Origin of the sequence: Vibrio sp. PID23_8, from assembly GCF_003584965.1 — a bacterium.
Classification (GTDB): Bacteria; Pseudomonadota; Gammaproteobacteria; order Enterobacterales; family Vibrionaceae; genus Vibrio.
In genome coordinates this window covers 66,533-81,256 of sequence record NZ_LIXE01000002.1, presented here as the reverse complement: position 1 = coordinate 81,256, position 14,724 = coordinate 66,533, and the positions used below count along the sequence as shown (strand labels likewise).

The following is a 14,724-nucleotide window of genomic DNA, read 5'->3' as shown; positions in this document are numbered from 1 at the left end:
TCGGGAGCCCTTTTTAGTATTCAAATTCTATTGAATTAACGGCGCGTGCTTAACGATGTTTAGGTTTACGTTGTCCGGTTGGTTTGCCTTGTCCTTGTGGACGTCCTTGACCTTGAGAATGACTTTTACCTTGAGAGCTAGCACCATTTGAACGGTTTGGGTTGTTGCCGCCAGTTCGTGAGCCAGTATTAGGACGCTGACTATTGCTTGGACGTTGACCGTTAGTGCCGCCGTTGCCGCGATTTTGGCCCGCTTGACCGCCTTGTGCTTTTCCTGAACCGTTGCGGTTGCCGGATGGTTTACCATCATGTGAGCCACCCTCAGAACGTTTGTTCAAGTGACCACCGAAGCCCGGTTGGTTCTTAGTGTGCTTGGTTGCAAAGCGGTTTGCGCCATGGCGGCCAGATTTACGACGTTGTGCAGGTGTTTGTGCATCAATGTCTTCTGCCGGAACCAGACAGTTTGGCTTGTCACCAATCAGGTGTTTTTTACCCATGTTGTTCAACGCTTCACGGATCATTGGCCAGTTCGCTGGATCGTGGTAACGAAGTAGCGCTTTGTGTAGGCGACGCTGGCGTTCACCTTTCGCAACAGGCACATCTTCACGCTGTTTGTACTTCACACGCTTCAGAGGGTTCGTCTCTGAGTAGTACATCGACGTGGCGTTACACATTGGCGACGGGTAGAAGTTTTGTACTTGGTCACACTCGAAGTTATTTTTCTTCAACCATAGCGCAAGGTTCAGCATGTCTTCATCTTCTGTACCTGGGTGCGCAGAGATGAAGTAAGGGATCAGATATTGTTTCTTACCGGCTTCCGCGCTGTACTTCTCGAACATCTCTTTAAAGCGATCGTAAGTGCCCATGCCCGGTTTCATCATCAGATCCAGCGGGCCTTTTTCAGTGTGCTCAGGAGCAATCTTCAGGTAACCGCCGACGTGATGCGTCACCAACTCTTTGACGTATTCTGGTGACTCAATCGCAAGGTCGTAACGTACGCCAGATGCGATCATGACTTTCTTCACGCCTTTGACTTTACGTGCCGCGCGGTAAAGATCGATGGTGTGTTTATGATCTGTGTTTAGCTTGTTACAGATACCAGGGAACACACACGATGGACGACGGCAGTTTGCTTCTGCTTTCGGATCGCTACAACCCAGTCGATACATGTTGGCTGTAGGGCCACCCAAGTCAGAGATCGTACCGGTAAAGCCAGGAACCTTATCGCGGATCTCTTCCAACTCGTTAATGATCGAATCTTGAGAGCGGTTTTGAATGATGCGACCTTCGTGCTCTGTGATAGAACAGAAAGAACAGCCACCAAAACAACCACGCATGATGTTAACCGAGGTTTTGATCATGTCGTAAGCAGGGATCTTTGCCTTGCCATACATAGGATGAGGGACACGCGCGAACGGCAGACCGAATACGTAGTCCATTTCTTCTGTCGTCAACGGAATTGGCGCTTGGTTTACCCAAAGTTCACGGTCACCGTGACGCTGAATTAAAGCACGGCCAGAGTATGGGTTGGTTTCTAAATGCATCACACGACTTGAATGGGCATAAAGAATGCGGTCGTTGTTGAGCTTTTCGAAAGGCGGTAGGCGCACAGCAGTGGTCGCCGCATCGTGACGGGAAGGACGAATCGTAATTGGCTGAGCAACGGGCTCATCCTTTTTCGTCGCACATTCCGTTTCCACTTCGTAAGGGTTCTTGGGTACGAACGCTTCTTTACGTGGCTTCTCAATACGAGAGGAATCAATAATCGTGTAGCCCTCTGGCTCCGCAGACAAGTTAACCGCAGTACCGCGGATGTTAGTCAGAACTGAAATATCGTCACCATCAGCTAGGCGGTGTGCTACTTCAACCAGCGCACGTTCTGCGTTACCAAACAATAGGATGTCGGCTTTAGCATCAAGTAGAACAGAGCGACGAACTTTATCTGACCAGTAATCGTAGTGCGCTACGCGACGTAAGCTGGCTTCGATACCACCAAGAACGATAGGTGTGCCTTTGTAGGCTTCACGACAACGTTGTGAGTATACCAAAGTTGCACGATCTGGGCGTTTTCCGCCTTCGTTGTTTGGCGTGTACGCATCATCGTGACGAAGTTTTTTGTCCGCCGTGTAACGGTTGATCATGGAGTCCATGTTACCCGCGGTGATCCCGAAGAACAGATTTGGCTTACCAAGTTGCATGAACGCATCTTTGTTTTGCCATTCTGGTTGAGCAATGATACCCACACGGAAGCCTTGTGCTTCCAAAAGACGACCAATGATTGCCATACCAAAGCTTGGGTGGTCTACATATGCGTCACCCGTGACGATGATAATGTCACAACTATCCCATCCTAGGGCATCCATTTCTTTGCGACTGGTCGGCAAGAAAGGTGCCGTACCAAAACACTCGGCCCAGTATTTTTTGTACTCATGAATAGGAGTAATGTCGTTGGTCATATTTTGCTCTCTGTTCTAGGGAGCGCGAATTATAGCGATTTGGTGATCAGGTATCTATACCTAACCCCCATAATAAAGTGTAGTTGAGCCACTTTTATTCCTAGATGAAAATAACTCGCAATACGTTTTTAGGTTTTGATGCGTAATGCCCTTTAAGCCCTTATTGTAATTGAGGTTAAGGCATTCAATTTTTAGTCGGCCGCTTATTAAACCTCAACTCGGGATAAGAAAGTTTACATAGCTAAATTTATGAGTCACTTGAGTTGATATTGGCGTCAGTACAGCTCTTTTAGATGGATAACGAGGCAGAATTACAAGTCAATAGCGAGTCTATTGCGGTCATTTTAACGACGTTAGGCGCTAAAAGCGCGGTGCTGAATGGCTTAGATTATCCCGAGCTGAGGTTATTTAGTTTAGGTGGTTTGCGGTTAGGCGATTTGTTATTATCGCCACCCTAAAATGACTTTTGAGTTTGTATTCAACATGATTCAACAACTGCTGTTAACTTTTCCTCCAATGTTATTTGGCGCGCAAGCGCTGTTGACATTGCTTTTGATTAAAGGTGATATTTGCCCGGGTCAGCGTGGTCGTCTGCATAAGATGTTGCCATCAATTGCGCTACTTTGGTTGGCAGTAGCCTCACTTCGTATTGAAGCGTTCATGATCGTGTTTGCGATTTTCTATTTCTACTCTCAAGTTCAAACTAAGAAGACGCGCGAAAAAGGCCCGCTATGGGCACTGCATTTAGCGAACGGTCTGGCGTTTGCGTATGTGAGTATTCAAGTATTTGAGCAGCCACATTGGGCAGCGTCTGCTTCAATGGCACTGATGGTTTTCTTCCTAGGTGGCGCATTTGCGCAGCTACTTTTGGTTATTGCGCGTAGTCGTCTTCAAGCGTTTCATCGCATCTTGCCAGTGACAGGTGTGGTATCAGGTATGTTGCTTGTGGTGATGACGGTGTTCTCCGCTTACCAATTGGATGAAGCGACGCTTCACTCAGTGACGTCGCATATTTTAGCGTCACTGGCTTTGCTGATCATCGCAATTGTTGTCTGGTCTTGGCACATTTTTACTCATAAAGCACCAACTAAAGTTCAGCTAGCGGCAGCGCTGATGCTTGCTTTGGCCTCAATGACCAGCTTACAAGGCCTGTTCTTGCTAGGCGCATAATCGTCTTTTTCAATATCACGTTGATGAGCTCGATATTTAGAGCGAGTTCACTTTCAAAACATTAGATTAAGTCTACGCTTACTTAATAACCTCATATCAATGCAATATCGACGTTGAACAGAATAGAGGTTAAACACCTTGTTTTAGAGGAGTGTCGCGATGGACTTAAGCAATGTTACAAACTGGGATAGCATTATTTTGCTAGGTATAGTGAATGAAAAGCTGCGCTTAGAGTGTGACAGCTTTGAAGAACTTGTAACTATGTATGAAATGGATGTGGAATCAGTAGTGGGTAAACTTGATGTGCTCGGCTACCAATATGACCCACTGACCAATCAATTCAAATCGTACGAACGTTAGTTTCGTTTCATTTCCCTGAATGTTAAGCCATCTTGATGCCGTCAAGGTGGCTTTTGCATTGCTGACGCGCTGTTGTGAAGAACGCCTGTAGATAGCGTTTATTTTTCTCTGAGTTTCGTGTCGCTGCAAACAGACAACGTCATAACCCTTCCCCAAAAGGCATACTGGTAATCAGACCTTGCCGTGCAAACTCGGAAATCGCCCAGTTTGGTAATGCTGAGACCCCTAATCTTGCCGAGACCATCTGCACCAACATTAGCGTATTATCGGCTTGGAAGGGGTTCTTTGAGAAAGTTCTTGATGCTCAACCCTAACATCGGACAATGAATAAGGAATACGGACATGGCAACGACAACACTCATTCTTGGTTACATTCGTTAAATAAATGAGTCGTTAAAACGAAAAAAGCGAGGATAGTTGTCCTCGCTTTGCTATTTCTGTTTATCGCAGACTGCTAAAGAGACGCTCGACGTAATTACTGTGGTTGTTGAGTCGCAGTACAAGTTTGTTCCGATACTAACTCGTCAGCGATTAACTGACCGCGAGAGTTACGGATCTGAATTCGATACATCAAACCCATGTCGATTTGTTCACGTACTGCAGGAGTATGGCAGTAGGTGTAAATACTGGTATTTAGTACTTGGTTTAACGGTTTCGCGCCAAGTGCGCCGTCGTTATAAATCATCGTCATTTCAATCACATTTTTGTTAGAAGAAATGCGCATGATCTTAAGAGGGCCGTATTCAAGTGGTAAGCCCACAGAAAGTACGCCCGCACGGTTCGATGCCATCAGTTCAAGTTGACGTTGCTTATCATCATTGGATGAACAGCCCGATAGTGCACCAAGTACTAGAAAGAGACACAGTAAGTTTTTCATAACTTAGAATACTTTTTTGAACGGTTTTACGATGACGTTTTCGTAAACACCCGCGGTGATGTATGGGTCAGCATCTGCCCATGCTTGAGCATCTTCTAGCGAATCAAATTCTGCGATCACTGTTGAGCCAGTGAAGCCTGCTTCTCCTGGATTATCAGAGTCAATCGCTGGCATAGGACCTGCTGTCAGTAGGCGGCCTTCATCTTGAAGCAGTTGTAGGCGCTCAAGGTGTTGAGGGCGAACGCTCAAACGTTTTTCTAACGAATTTTCTACATCTTGAGAAAAGATGACGTACCACATAGCATGTTTCCTTAGTTAATGGGCTAAAGCCCTAATTTAACGCCTTTTTTATGTCACTCACAAGTCGACAATGGAAATTATGAGTGTATTCGAGCATTTAATGTATCGAGTTTCGTTCGTTGCTTCTGAATTGGACGTGGTTTGCCTTGGCTATCAATGGCGACATAGTTGAACGTTGCGTCACAGACCATAAAACGATCTTCGACGCCGTCAACTTTGACGGGTTTGACCCAAACCTCAAGATCGATGCTCATGGAGGTACGGCCAATTTTAGTACACACACCGTAACAACATACAACATCCCCAACGCTGACTGGCTTTTTAAACGTGATACTTGAAACAGAGACTGTAACCACGCGTCCTAAAGAAATTTCTTTTGCTAAAATTGCGCCAGCTAAATCAAGCTGAGACATGATCCAACCACCAAAGATATCGCCATTGGCGTTCGTGTCAGCCGGCATAGCGAGAGTTCGCAGCAACAGTTGACCAGTTGGAGAGTTAACTTCTTGACTCATGATGACATCCTACAATCTTTAACGGTGCTCATAGAAAGAGCAAAAACGTGCACCAATATTATTTGGAGCGACGAACAAAACAGCGACCCGTAGGTCGCTGTAAATAATCAAATTGACTGGATTATAGCAAAAATGTTTGTCTAATCATCAATTGACACATCGGAGGTGCTGTCTTTCTGTTCTTTTGGCATGTGTTTGTAGATATAGAAACCAGTTGCGATCATGTAAGCGAATGTAGCAATCAACAAGCCGAATACTTTGAAGTTAACCCAAACATCGAGTGGCAATTCGAAAGCGACATAAACGTTCAGACCCGCACAGAAGGAGAAGAACCCCACCCACGCCCAGTTGATCTTAGTCCAGATTGCTTCTGGGAGCGTGATTTCTTTACCTAGCATTCCTTTGATCGCGGATTTTCCCATCGCATGACTCACTGCCAAGCCAATCGCAAATACAGCGTAGACAATGGTGACTTTCCACTTAATAAAGTTGTCATCGTGAAGGAAAATCGTCATGCCCCCAAAGATCGCGACCATAGCAAAAGTGATCAACTGCATTTTTTCTACTTTTTTGTATAGCGCAAAAGTCAACACGATTTGAATCGCTGTTGCAATCATCAGCGCAGCTGTCGCTACGTAGATGTCGTACATCTTGTAGAGGACAAAAAAGACAATGAGTGGAATAAAGTCAATGACTTGCTTCATGTTACAATAACTACCTAGTTGCTGAGTTTATAACCAGTCTAACGTAATTTTAGTCAATGTGAATACATCCAGACAGCACGAGATGCGATTTACTTAATGATCACGCTCAGTAAGTCTCATCCCGCTTTTACTAGGCGACGTGTTGGTATTGCTCGATAACGTCAGAAACATCGTCTAAATACCCCGATGATATAAGTGCTTCTACCGTTGACTCCAGTTCTTCAAGTGACAGAGTGAAACAGCTTGATTTGCCAGTCGTCATAAGAAGGTATTGGTGATATCGCTCTTCAGTGAAATGGCCTACGCGGTCTAAAAGTAGCGCTTTAATTCCGTGATGAATCAAGCGGTAGTAAGTGTGGCGATGAAGCAGCATAGGAGCCTCCTTATTCAAACCTTTTACTGTAACTTAGTTCATAGCATTTTGTACGTTCACTTTGCCATTTTGTTCATACTGAAGGGGTATCAATAAAGAAAAGTGAGGTCGGTTTGCAACAGAGCAATCGTGACAAGTATTGAAGATACAAAAAAGCCACCCAGCTGAGCGGCTTATTTCACTGACACGCGTGATTATGCTTGTTGTTTTTGAAGTTCAGCTTGCGCTTCTTCCTCTTCCACAAGCGCATCAACAATCACCGCACACGCCGCATCACCGGTGATGTTTAGCGCGGTACGAATCATGTCGAAGATACGGTCAAGTGCAAACAGCAGTGGTAGACCTTCAATTGGAATACCTGCCGCGATCAAAACAGCAACAACGAGGAAAGAAGGGCCAGGTACACCAGCTTGACCTACGGCACCTAGCGTTGAAGTAACGATAATCGCGATGTATGCGCCCATACTTAGGTCAATATTGAACAGTTGTGCAAAGAAGATAGCGACTAAACCGTAGTAGATTGCGTTACCAGACATGTTGATGGTCGCACCTAGCGGCAGAACGAAAGAAGCGGTTGAATTTTTAACCCCTAGCTCTTTTTCACACGTGTCCATAGTGACAGGCAGTGTCGCCATTGAAGATGCGGTTGATAGTGCGACTGCTTGCGGCTTCTTCATTGTAGAAATGAATTTCTTCGCTGAAGTCTTAGTAAAGACATGGACCATTGCAGGGTAGACGATAAAACCGAATACTAGGATCGCTGCAACGTAAACAACGAACAGTTTGAATACCACCATTAGGGCACCAAAACCGAAGGTACCAACGGCTTCGGCCATCAGGCCAAATACACCAATAGGTGCGATGATCATCACTTTATTGATCATCCAAACCATTGCGTCAACAATGCAGTTTACGCCGTTGATGATTGGGTCACGACGTTCTTTTGCTTGCTTAGAAATCGCAATACCAAAGAATAGGCAGAAGACCAAAATTTGCAGGATGTTTGCTTCGTTGAGGGATTGGAAAACGTTGGTTGGGATCATACCAGTGATGGTTGCCCAGAAAGTAGGTAGTTCACCTTTCGAAGCGTATTCTGTTGAGAACATGCCTTCTACGCCTGAAACGTCGATGCCCATGCCAGGTTTGAATACTTCACCCATGAATAGCGCAAGCGCCACTGCTAGGGCGGATGTCAGACCAAAGAAACCTAGGGTGACCAAGCCAACTTTGCCTGCAGACTGGCTATTGCCCAAACCAGCAGCACCTGAAATCAAAGCGACAGCAACCAATGGGATTACTAACATTTTGATTAGATTTATAAAAATGGTACCTAGTGGCGCAAACACAGTCGCACTTTGCCCCATGAAGGCACCAACGGCAGTACCAACGATCATCGCAATGACGACTTGCATGCCGATGTTGTTTAGTAAACTCTTTTCTTTTAACACTTCCATAACCTCTGTGCTAGTAACATTTAGAATCCTAAGATTAACCACTAATTTATATTCGTATGGCGGATGATTATCTCGCTTGTTCTTTTACACTTATCATTCACAAATGGCAATACAAGTTCAGTACAAACTTAGCGATTCATCGGAACTTTCTTGATTAATGGTTGTTTTTTTAATCAAAAGCAAACGTTTGCTATGGCTTTTGATCGTTATTTGATTGGCGGAGTCTGTGATTCTGGAGCTGAACCTGACTCGGAAATGTTGCGATAATGTTTTTTTGATCGATGCTAAAACAATGGTTTTTTTTATGGAAACTCGAATTTTTAGGTATGCGTTATACTAGCAATAGTTTGTGACTTGGTAGGAACGCATTGATCAATCAATGACGCTTCTGACAATAGAACTATCATCCAATAGGAGTCGATATGCCTCTGTTTGAAAACAAAGTCGCCTTAGTTTTGGCTGGCGCACATGGTATTGGCAAAGCGTGCAGTTTACTTTTGGCCTCTCAGGGGGCGATAGTCTATGTTGCTGATTGGGATGTGGAACAAGCAAAAGTGACTGCTGATGAATGCAATACCAACAGCGGGAATGCTAAGGCGAAAGAGATGTTCTTTAACGCCTTTGATAATGAGTCGTATGTGCCTTTGATTGACTCTATTTTGCAAGAGCATGGCAGGGTAGATGTGTTGGTGAACAACTTTGGTGGTGTTGACCTAAAACTCGATCGAGATCTTGCGCATACGGATGTTGAGGATTGGGAGAAGAGCATGTTGGTCAATATCAACAGTGTATTTATTCCAGCCAAAGCCGTTATTCCTGCCATGGTAAAAAATGGCGGTGGTAGTATCGTTAACATTTCATCGCTTTCCTCTTTGAGTGCAGAGATGTCGAGTATTTCCTATGGAACTGCCAAAAATGCCATTAATCATATGACACGACAAATAGCGATCCAATACGCCAGTTATGGGATACGCTGCAACGCCGTTTTACCGGGTATGATCGCAACGGATGCGGTGAAGAAAAACTTGAATCAAGAGTTTATCGACAACTTTTTATCGACCCAGCCTATAAAACGAATGGGAGAGCCTAAAGATATTGCTCATGCGGTTAGTTTTTTAGCGAGTGATCTTGCGAGCTTTATTACTGGGGTGTGTTTACCTGTCACTGGCGGCATGAACATCGCCACGGCACGCTACTATTTTGATGCCGATAAAGTGACGTTTTAAGGTAAAGACAATAGCGGATCGAAACATGAGCGAGCCTGGTATCCGGTTTGAATGGAAGGAAGAGCAATGTGCCGCTCAATCAGAGAGAGCGGCAACGTAGATTGGGGATTATTGTTGCGTAGCAGTTTTCATTGATGATATGAACTCACCTAATTTATCAAGCATCAGTTGCGGTTGATTGAGGTACGTTTCGATGATCTTAACCACCGCTGAGCCAGATATCACTCCTGCCGCACCAGATTCCAATGCCGCTTTCACCTGAGATGGCTCAGAAATACCAAAGCCAAGTAGCGACGGTGGCGCGTCAAATTGATTGAGCCTATCTAGCATATGGCTAACAGGCATATTTGCTTTGGTCTCAGCTCCTGTTACCCCAGCGCGTGACAGTAGGTAGGTGTAACCACCGCCTAGTTCAGAAACTTGTTTTAGGGTGTCATCACTTGCCGTTGGCGGTGCGATGAAGATTGGGTGAATGCCAAACTTCTCAGCTGCAGAGACAAATTCTGCACTTTCGTTGGTTGGTACGTCTGCAATCAAAACAGAATCAATGCCCGCTTTAGCGCAGCGCTCATAAAAGTTTTCGATACCGCGTGAGTAGACAAGGTTTGCGTACATCAGAAGACCGATAGGTAGCTCTGGATACTTCGCACGGATCTGACTAATTTTCTCAAAACAGATATCGGGTGTCGCTCCTGACTCTAACGCACGAATGTTCGCACCTTGAATGGTTGGACCATCGGCAAGTGGATCAGAAAATGGAATACCAAGCTCAAGGGCATCAGCACCTGACTCAACCAAAGTTTCCATGATTTGGTAAGATTGTTCGGCGTTCGGATCGCAAACCGTCACGAACGGTACAAATGCGCCTTGTTTTTTTTCGTTTAGACGCGCAAACATCTTCTCATAACGGCTCATTAGAACACTCCTTTTTCTTCTAGGATATCGTGTACGGTGAAGATGTCTTTATCACCACGACCTGATAGGTTAACGACCAAAAGCTGCTCTTTTTCTGGGTTTTGACGAGCCATACGCAGTGCATGCGCTAAGGCGTGAGCTGACTCAAGTGCTGGGATGATACCTTCGCTGCGAGCAAGCTCTTGAAAGGCTTCTAACGCTTCATCATCGGTGACGTTGTCGTACTCCGCACGACCAATCGCGTTTAGATGCGCGTGCTGTGGGCCAACCGAAGGGAAATCTAGGCCTGCAGACACAGAGTAAGACTCTTCCACCTGACCATTTGGATCTTGCATCAGTGGTGCTTTCATACCAAAGAAGATGCCCGTTTTGCCGTGTTTAAGCGGTGCGCCGTGTTGATCTGTATCAATGCCTTTACCTGCTGGTTCAACACCAATAAGGCGAACGCTTTCTTCTTCAATGAAATCAGCAAACATACCGATAGCGTTTGAGCCACCACCCACACAGGCGATCACCGCATCTGGAAGGCGACCTTCGCGAGCCAAAATTTGGTTTTTGGTCTCTTCGCCGATCATGCGTTGGAAATCACGAACGATAGTCGGGAATGGATGAGGGCCTGCGGCTGTGCCAAGAAGGTAGTGCGCGTCTTCATACGTTGCAGACCAGTCGCGTAGCGCTTCGTTACACGCGTCTTTTAGCGTTGCAGAACCCGAATGGACAGGGATGACCTCTGCGCCCATGAGTTTCATACGGAACACGTTCGGGCTTTGACGCTCAACATCTTTTGCCCCCATGTAAACACGGCACTTAAGCCCAAGCAGTGCGCACGCGAGAGCGGTTGCTACGCCGTGCTGACCTGCGCCAGTTTCTGCGATGATTTCGTTTTTACCCATGCGATTTGCAAGCAGCGCTTGACCCAACACTTGGTTAGTCTTGTGCGCGCCACCGTGAAGCAGGTCTTCACGCTTTAGGTACAGTTTGGTTTTCGTACCTTTGGTTAGGTTACGCGTAAGAGTTAGTGCCGTTGGGCGGCCTGCGTATTCTTGAAGAAGCATCATGAATTCACTGCGAAACTCAGGGTCTTCTTGCGCGTCGATAAACGCTTGCTCTAGTTGATCCAGTGCTGGCACTAGAATTTGCGGAACGTACTGGCCGCCGTATTCGCCAAAGTAGGCATTCAGTTTTGCCATCGTGATCTTCCTTCTCGTATTTTTTTGCTGCGAATCGCTTTATTGCTTTCATTATTTAGCTACAAATAGCTTTAATAGTCGCGAATGGCATTAAACGCAGCCAGCAACTTTTGTGAATCTTTTCTGCCCGGTGTGCTTTCGACACCAGAGTTTAAATCTAATCCCAAGCAACCCAATTTTGCTGCTTGTTGTGCATTTTCAGGAGATAGCCCGCCAGCCAACATGATCTGACCTGGGTCGCCAATCAATGACCAATCGAACACTTGCCCCGTTCCACCTGTTTGATTACCAATTTGTGCATCTAATAGGTGACGATCAATGTTTTCACCAAGTAGTATAGGTTGGGCGTCAGCCACACCGTAGGCTTTCCAAATCTCTGTGCTAGAAGGCAACTCAGCTCTCAACTGGTTTACATAGTTTTGGTCTTCTTCGCCATGTAACTGAACCGCCTTTAAACCTAATGACGTCACGATAGATGCAACAAAATCGATATCGTGATTTTGGAATACACCCACATAATGAAGTGGAGCACCACTCATAGTGAGGCGAGCTTTTTCTAGGTCAACGGCACGTTTCGATTTCTCAACAAAAATCAGACCACCAAAGACCGCGCCAGCTTGATAAACTTTGGCTGAGTCATCTGGATGAGTAAGACCACACACCTTGTTTTCACCTAGTGTGATTTTACGCACCGCAAGCTCCAAGTTGTTTTCCGCCATTAGTGAGCTACCAATCAAGAAGCCATCCGCGTATTGTGCTAAATCACGAACTTGTTGGTGTGTGTAAATACCAGACTCTGAAATTATCGTCGCATTTGGCGCAAGTTTGCGAATGGTTGGTGCGAGCGCTTTCGTGCGGTTTAAATCGGTGCTTAAGTCACGTAGGTTCCGGTTATTAATGCCAATAACGCGAGCGCCTAGCTCAACCGCGCGGTGGAGTTCTTTTTCGTTACTGACTTCGGTTAGAATCCCCATATTTAGGCTGTGCGCGGCTTCTTCTAGCGCTTTGTATTCTGCGTCATTTAGAACAGACAGCATCAGTAGTACCGCATCGGCACCGTAATGACGGGCGAGATAAACTTGATACGTGTCCACCATAAAGTCTTTACACAGAACAGGCTGTTTTACTTGATTGCGAACACGCGGAAGAAAGTCGAAGTTACCTTGGAAGTATTTTTCGTCAGTAAGGACTGAAATCGCGTCAGCGTGGTGGTTATAAACCGATGCGATGTAATCCAAATCGAAGTCGTCACGGATCAAGCCTTTTGACGGTGAGGCTTTTTTGCATTCGGTGATGAAAACGGTTTTGTTGCCGCTCAAAGCATCATAAAAACTGCGGTCAGAAGGCATCAAATCTGATTGAAAAGTGCTGAGATGCTGCGATGCTTTGCGTTCCGCTACCCATCGGTATTTATCACGAACGATCTTAGCGAGAACTTCTGCCATTTCTGCTTCTTTCTTAGAAACGTGTTCCGACAAGTTACCAGGTTGCTCCGTGTTAAAGTCAGTCATCTTCATCAATTCCTTAAGCGTGAGCGGCAAGTTGCTGTACCAATTGGTAAGCCTTACCTGAATTCATAGCTTCAATGGCTTGTTGCGTGTTGGCTTTCAAATCTTCGTGACCGAATAGACGCATTAGTAGAGCCACATTGACGGCTACCGCACCTAGTTGAGCGTCCGTGCCTTTGCCGGTCAGAATGTTGGTAATGATCGCTTTGTTTTCTTCTGGATCGCCACCTTTAATCGCTTCTAATGGATGAGCGTCTAGGCCAAAATCTTCTGGTGTTAGCGTATATTCGATAATCTCATCGTCTTTGATTTCAGCGACAGTGGTTGAGCCGTGAATCGCCACTTCATCTAAGCCGCTGCCATGGACAACCGCTGCGCGTTTCATGCCCATTTGTAGCATGGTTTCAGCAATAGGGCGAACCAGTTCTTCACGGTAAACGCCCATCAATTCGATGTTTGGACGAGCGGGGTTTATCAGTGGACCAAGAATGTTAAAGATGGTGCGGGTTTTCATGGTTTGACGCACTGGCATCGCGTGACGTACACCACCGTGGTATTGAGGGGCGAATAGGAAAGCCACACCGATATCATCGACCGCTTTGCGTGTATCTTCGGCGGTCATCATGAGATTGATACCAAACGAGTCGAGAAGGTCAGAAGAGCCTGATTTGCTGGAGACGCTGCGGTTGCCGTGTTTGGCAACTTTTAGACCACAAGCTGCTGCGACAAAGGCAGCGGTTGTTGAAATGTTGATGGTGTTGTGACCGTCACCGCCCGTACCCACGATGTCAGCGAAATCGTAATCTGGGCGAGGGAATGCGCTGGCGTTCGCTAAAAGTGCTTTTGCTGCTCCTGCGATTTCATCCGGTGTTTCGCCTTTGATCTTTAGCGCAGTCAGTGCTGATGCCATTAAGATTGGGTCTAGCTCGCCACGAATGATGATGTTAAACAACTGTTGGCTTTCTTCCTGAGTCAGTGACGCTTGTTGGTATAATTTGGTCATAATAGGGTTGATAATTGCTTCCATAAATTTCTCTCCTAAATTTCTTATGCGCCAAGCGCTTTTTAATCAGTGTGGGGCTGAGTTGGAATTTTATCGTTGAGTGCCCATTCAATGGCATTGGCCAGCAGTGTTGCTCCGTAGATCGTCATAATCGATTCCGGGTGGAACTGGAATCCGCAAACTTTATCTTCCTCTTGAACGACAGACATTACCAAATTATCCACTTCTGCTGTGATGGTTAGGCTCTCAGGAACCTGAGTTGCAACCAGCGAGTGGTAACGTGCAATCGCCAGTGGTGATGGTAGGTTTTGGTAAATCGCATGGTTTTGGTGCGCCATCATAGAGACCTTACCGTGAATGATTTCGCCTGCGCCAGCAACGATGCCGCCGTACGCTTCAACAATCGCTTGGTGACCAAGACAAATTCCGATCATCGGAACTTTGCCCTTTATGCGCTGGATAAGCTCTGGCATTGAACCGGCTTCTGACGGTGCACCAGGACCTGGCGATAACAGAACCACAGGGTTTTCAAGCTCGCTCACTGCTTGTTCGATGGTTTCTGCGGGGATGATGTTTCGGTAAATTTTGACTGAGTGACCTAGCGAGCGGAACTGATCTACAAGGTTGTAGGTGAACGAGTCAAAGTTATCGATAAATACGATGTCAGCCATGTC

The 14,724-nt window shown here is 46.0% G+C and carries 15 protein-coding genes and 1 pseudogene; 3 read left to right on the top strand and 13 right to left on the bottom strand.

Features of this window, described 5'->3' with window-relative positions:
* Nucleotides 1-49: 49 nt before the first annotated feature.
* The gene (locus AK966_RS04210) at nucleotides 50-2,455 is read right to left on the bottom strand and encodes a YgiQ family radical SAM protein (RefSeq protein ID WP_119463587.1); all 2,406 of its coding nucleotides are present in this window, start codon (nucleotides 2,453-2,455) and stop codon (nucleotides 50-52) included.
* A gap of 459 nt (nucleotides 2,456-2,914) precedes the next feature.
* Here AK966_RS04210 and AK966_RS04205 point away from each other — a divergent pair, with 459 nt between their 5' ends.
* Together AK966_RS04205 and AK966_RS04200 are read left to right on the top strand one after the other, a co-directional pair.
* Entirely contained in the window at nucleotides 2,915-3,625 is a 711-nt protein-coding gene (locus AK966_RS04205; protein WP_182852577.1) for a hypothetical protein, read from the top strand.
* 159 nt (nucleotides 3,626-3,784) lie between these two features.
* A complete protein-coding gene (locus tag AK966_RS04200; RefSeq protein ID WP_099080979.1) occupies nucleotides 3,785-3,985 on the top strand; it encodes a DUF4250 domain-containing protein in 201 nt (66 codons plus the stop codon).
* A 22-nt stretch (nucleotides 3,986-4,007) separates the two neighbouring features.
* On the opposite strand, the pseudogene AK966_RS04195 reads toward AK966_RS04200, so the two are convergent.
* The 7 genes and pseudogenes from AK966_RS04195 to AK966_RS04165 all read right to left on the bottom strand — a co-directional run.
* Nucleotides 4,008-4,259, bottom strand: a pseudogene (locus tag AK966_RS04195) (LysR substrate-binding domain-containing protein); the annotation flags it as partial.
* A 201-nt stretch (nucleotides 4,260-4,460) separates the two neighbouring features.
* Nucleotides 4,461-4,862 (bottom strand): GspS/AspS pilotin family protein, encoded by a 402-nt coding sequence (locus tag AK966_RS04190; protein WP_099080980.1) that lies wholly within the window; start codon nucleotides 4,860-4,862, stop codon nucleotides 4,461-4,463.
* Nucleotides 4,863-4,865: 3 nt separating this feature from the next.
* Nucleotides 4,866-5,162 (bottom strand): YciI family protein, encoded by a 297-nt coding sequence (locus AK966_RS04185; RefSeq protein WP_099080981.1) that lies wholly within the window; start codon nucleotides 5,160-5,162, stop codon nucleotides 4,866-4,868.
* A gap of 77 nt (nucleotides 5,163-5,239) precedes the next feature.
* A complete protein-coding gene (gene yciA / locus AK966_RS04180; protein WP_099080982.1) occupies nucleotides 5,240-5,677 on the bottom strand; it encodes an acyl-CoA thioester hydrolase YciA in 438 nt (145 codons plus the stop codon).
* Nucleotides 5,678-5,817: 140 nt separating this feature from the next.
* Nucleotides 5,818-6,381: a septation protein A gene (locus AK966_RS04175; RefSeq protein ID WP_099080983.1), complete on the bottom strand. Its 564-nt coding sequence runs from the start codon at nucleotides 6,379-6,381 to the stop codon at nucleotides 5,818-5,820.
* A 130-nt stretch (nucleotides 6,382-6,511) separates the two neighbouring features.
* On the bottom strand, nucleotides 6,512-6,754 hold the full coding sequence (locus AK966_RS04170; RefSeq protein WP_099080984.1) for a hypothetical protein: 243 nt from the start codon (nucleotides 6,752-6,754) through the stop codon (nucleotides 6,512-6,514).
* Nucleotides 6,755-6,948: 194 nt separating this feature from the next.
* Entirely contained in the window at nucleotides 6,949-8,208 is a 1,260-nt protein-coding gene (locus AK966_RS04165) for a dicarboxylate/amino acid:cation symporter (protein ID WP_099080985.1), read from the bottom strand.
* A gap of 422 nt (nucleotides 8,209-8,630) precedes the next feature.
* On the opposite strand from AK966_RS04165, the gene AK966_RS04160 reads away from it, so the two are divergent.
* A complete protein-coding gene (locus tag AK966_RS04160) occupies nucleotides 8,631-9,434 on the top strand; it encodes an SDR family NAD(P)-dependent oxidoreductase (protein WP_099080986.1) in 804 nt (267 codons plus the stop codon).
* 108 nt (nucleotides 9,435-9,542) lie between these two features.
* Here AK966_RS04160 and trpA read toward each other — a convergent pair whose 3' ends face one another.
* From trpA to AK966_RS04135, 5 genes are all read right to left on the bottom strand, one after another.
* On the bottom strand, nucleotides 9,543-10,349 hold the full coding sequence (gene trpA, locus AK966_RS04155; protein WP_119463586.1) for a tryptophan synthase subunit alpha: 807 nt from the start codon (nucleotides 10,347-10,349) through the stop codon (nucleotides 9,543-9,545).
* Nucleotides 10,349-11,539: a tryptophan synthase subunit beta gene (gene trpB, locus AK966_RS04150; protein ID WP_119463585.1), complete on the bottom strand. Its 1,191-nt coding sequence runs from the start codon at nucleotides 11,537-11,539 to the stop codon at nucleotides 10,349-10,351. The genes trpA and trpB overlap by 1 nt, the downstream gene beginning before the upstream one ends.
* A 71-nt stretch (nucleotides 11,540-11,610) precedes the next feature.
* Nucleotides 11,611-13,050 (bottom strand): bifunctional indole-3-glycerol-phosphate synthase TrpC/phosphoribosylanthranilate isomerase TrpF, encoded by a 1,440-nt coding sequence (gene trpCF / locus AK966_RS04145; RefSeq protein WP_182852575.1) that lies wholly within the window; start codon nucleotides 13,048-13,050, stop codon nucleotides 11,611-11,613.
* Between the two features lie 13 nt (nucleotides 13,051-13,063).
* Nucleotides 13,064-14,074, bottom strand: coding sequence for an anthranilate phosphoribosyltransferase (gene trpD, locus AK966_RS04140; RefSeq protein WP_099080990.1), 1,011 nt, complete (start codon nucleotides 14,072-14,074; stop codon nucleotides 13,064-13,066).
* 38 nt (nucleotides 14,075-14,112) lie between these two features.
* Nucleotides 14,113-14,721 (bottom strand): aminodeoxychorismate/anthranilate synthase component II, encoded by a 609-nt coding sequence (locus AK966_RS04135; RefSeq protein WP_099080991.1) that lies wholly within the window; start codon nucleotides 14,719-14,721, stop codon nucleotides 14,113-14,115.
* Between the last annotated feature and the right edge of the window lie 3 nt (nucleotides 14,722-14,724).

What these genes read in the sequence shown, in the direction of transcription:
- AK966_RS04210 (WP_119463587.1), bottom strand. Translation starts at nt 2,455, where the DNA reads ATGACCAACGACATTACTCCTATTCATGAGTACAAAAAATACTGGGCC.
- AK966_RS04205 (WP_182852577.1), top strand. Translation starts at nt 2,915, where the DNA reads ATGACTTTTGAGTTTGTATTCAACATGATTCAACAACTGCTGTTAACT.
- AK966_RS04200 (WP_099080979.1), top strand. Translation starts at nt 3,785, where the DNA reads ATGGACTTAAGCAATGTTACAAACTGGGATAGCATTATTTTGCTAGGT.
- AK966_RS04190 (WP_099080980.1), bottom strand. Translation starts at nt 4,862, where the DNA reads ATGAAAAACTTACTGTGTCTCTTTCTAGTACTTGGTGCACTATCGGGC.
- AK966_RS04185 (WP_099080981.1), bottom strand. Translation starts at nt 5,162, where the DNA reads ATGTGGTACGTCATCTTTTCTCAAGATGTAGAAAATTCGTTAGAAAAA.
- yciA (WP_099080982.1), bottom strand. Translation starts at nt 5,677, where the DNA reads ATGAGTCAAGAAGTTAACTCTCCAACTGGTCAACTGTTGCTGCGAACT.
- AK966_RS04175 (WP_099080983.1), bottom strand. Translation starts at nt 6,381, where the DNA reads ATGAAGCAAGTCATTGACTTTATTCCACTCATTGTCTTTTTTGTCCTC.
- AK966_RS04170 (WP_099080984.1), bottom strand. Translation starts at nt 6,754, where the DNA reads ATGCTGCTTCATCGCCACACTTACTACCGCTTGATTCATCACGGAATT.
- AK966_RS04165 (WP_099080985.1), bottom strand. Translation starts at nt 8,208, where the DNA reads ATGGAAGTGTTAAAAGAAAAGAGTTTACTAAACAACATCGGCATGCAA.
- AK966_RS04160 (WP_099080986.1), top strand. Translation starts at nt 8,631, where the DNA reads ATGCCTCTGTTTGAAAACAAAGTCGCCTTAGTTTTGGCTGGCGCACAT.
- trpA (WP_119463586.1), bottom strand. Translation starts at nt 10,349, where the DNA reads ATGAGCCGTTATGAGAAGATGTTTGCGCGTCTAAACGAAAAAAAACAA.
- trpB (WP_119463585.1), bottom strand. Translation starts at nt 11,539, where the DNA reads ATGGCAAAACTGAATGCCTACTTTGGCGAATACGGCGGCCAGTACGTT.
- trpCF (WP_182852575.1), bottom strand. Translation starts at nt 13,050, where the DNA reads ATGACTGACTTTAACACGGAGCAACCTGGTAACTTGTCGGAACACGTT.
- trpD (WP_099080990.1), bottom strand. Translation starts at nt 14,074, where the DNA reads ATGGAAGCAATTATCAACCCTATTATGACCAAATTATACCAACAAGCG.
- AK966_RS04135 (WP_099080991.1), bottom strand. Translation starts at nt 14,721, where the DNA reads ATGGCTGACATCGTATTTATCGATAACTTTGACTCGTTCACCTACAAC.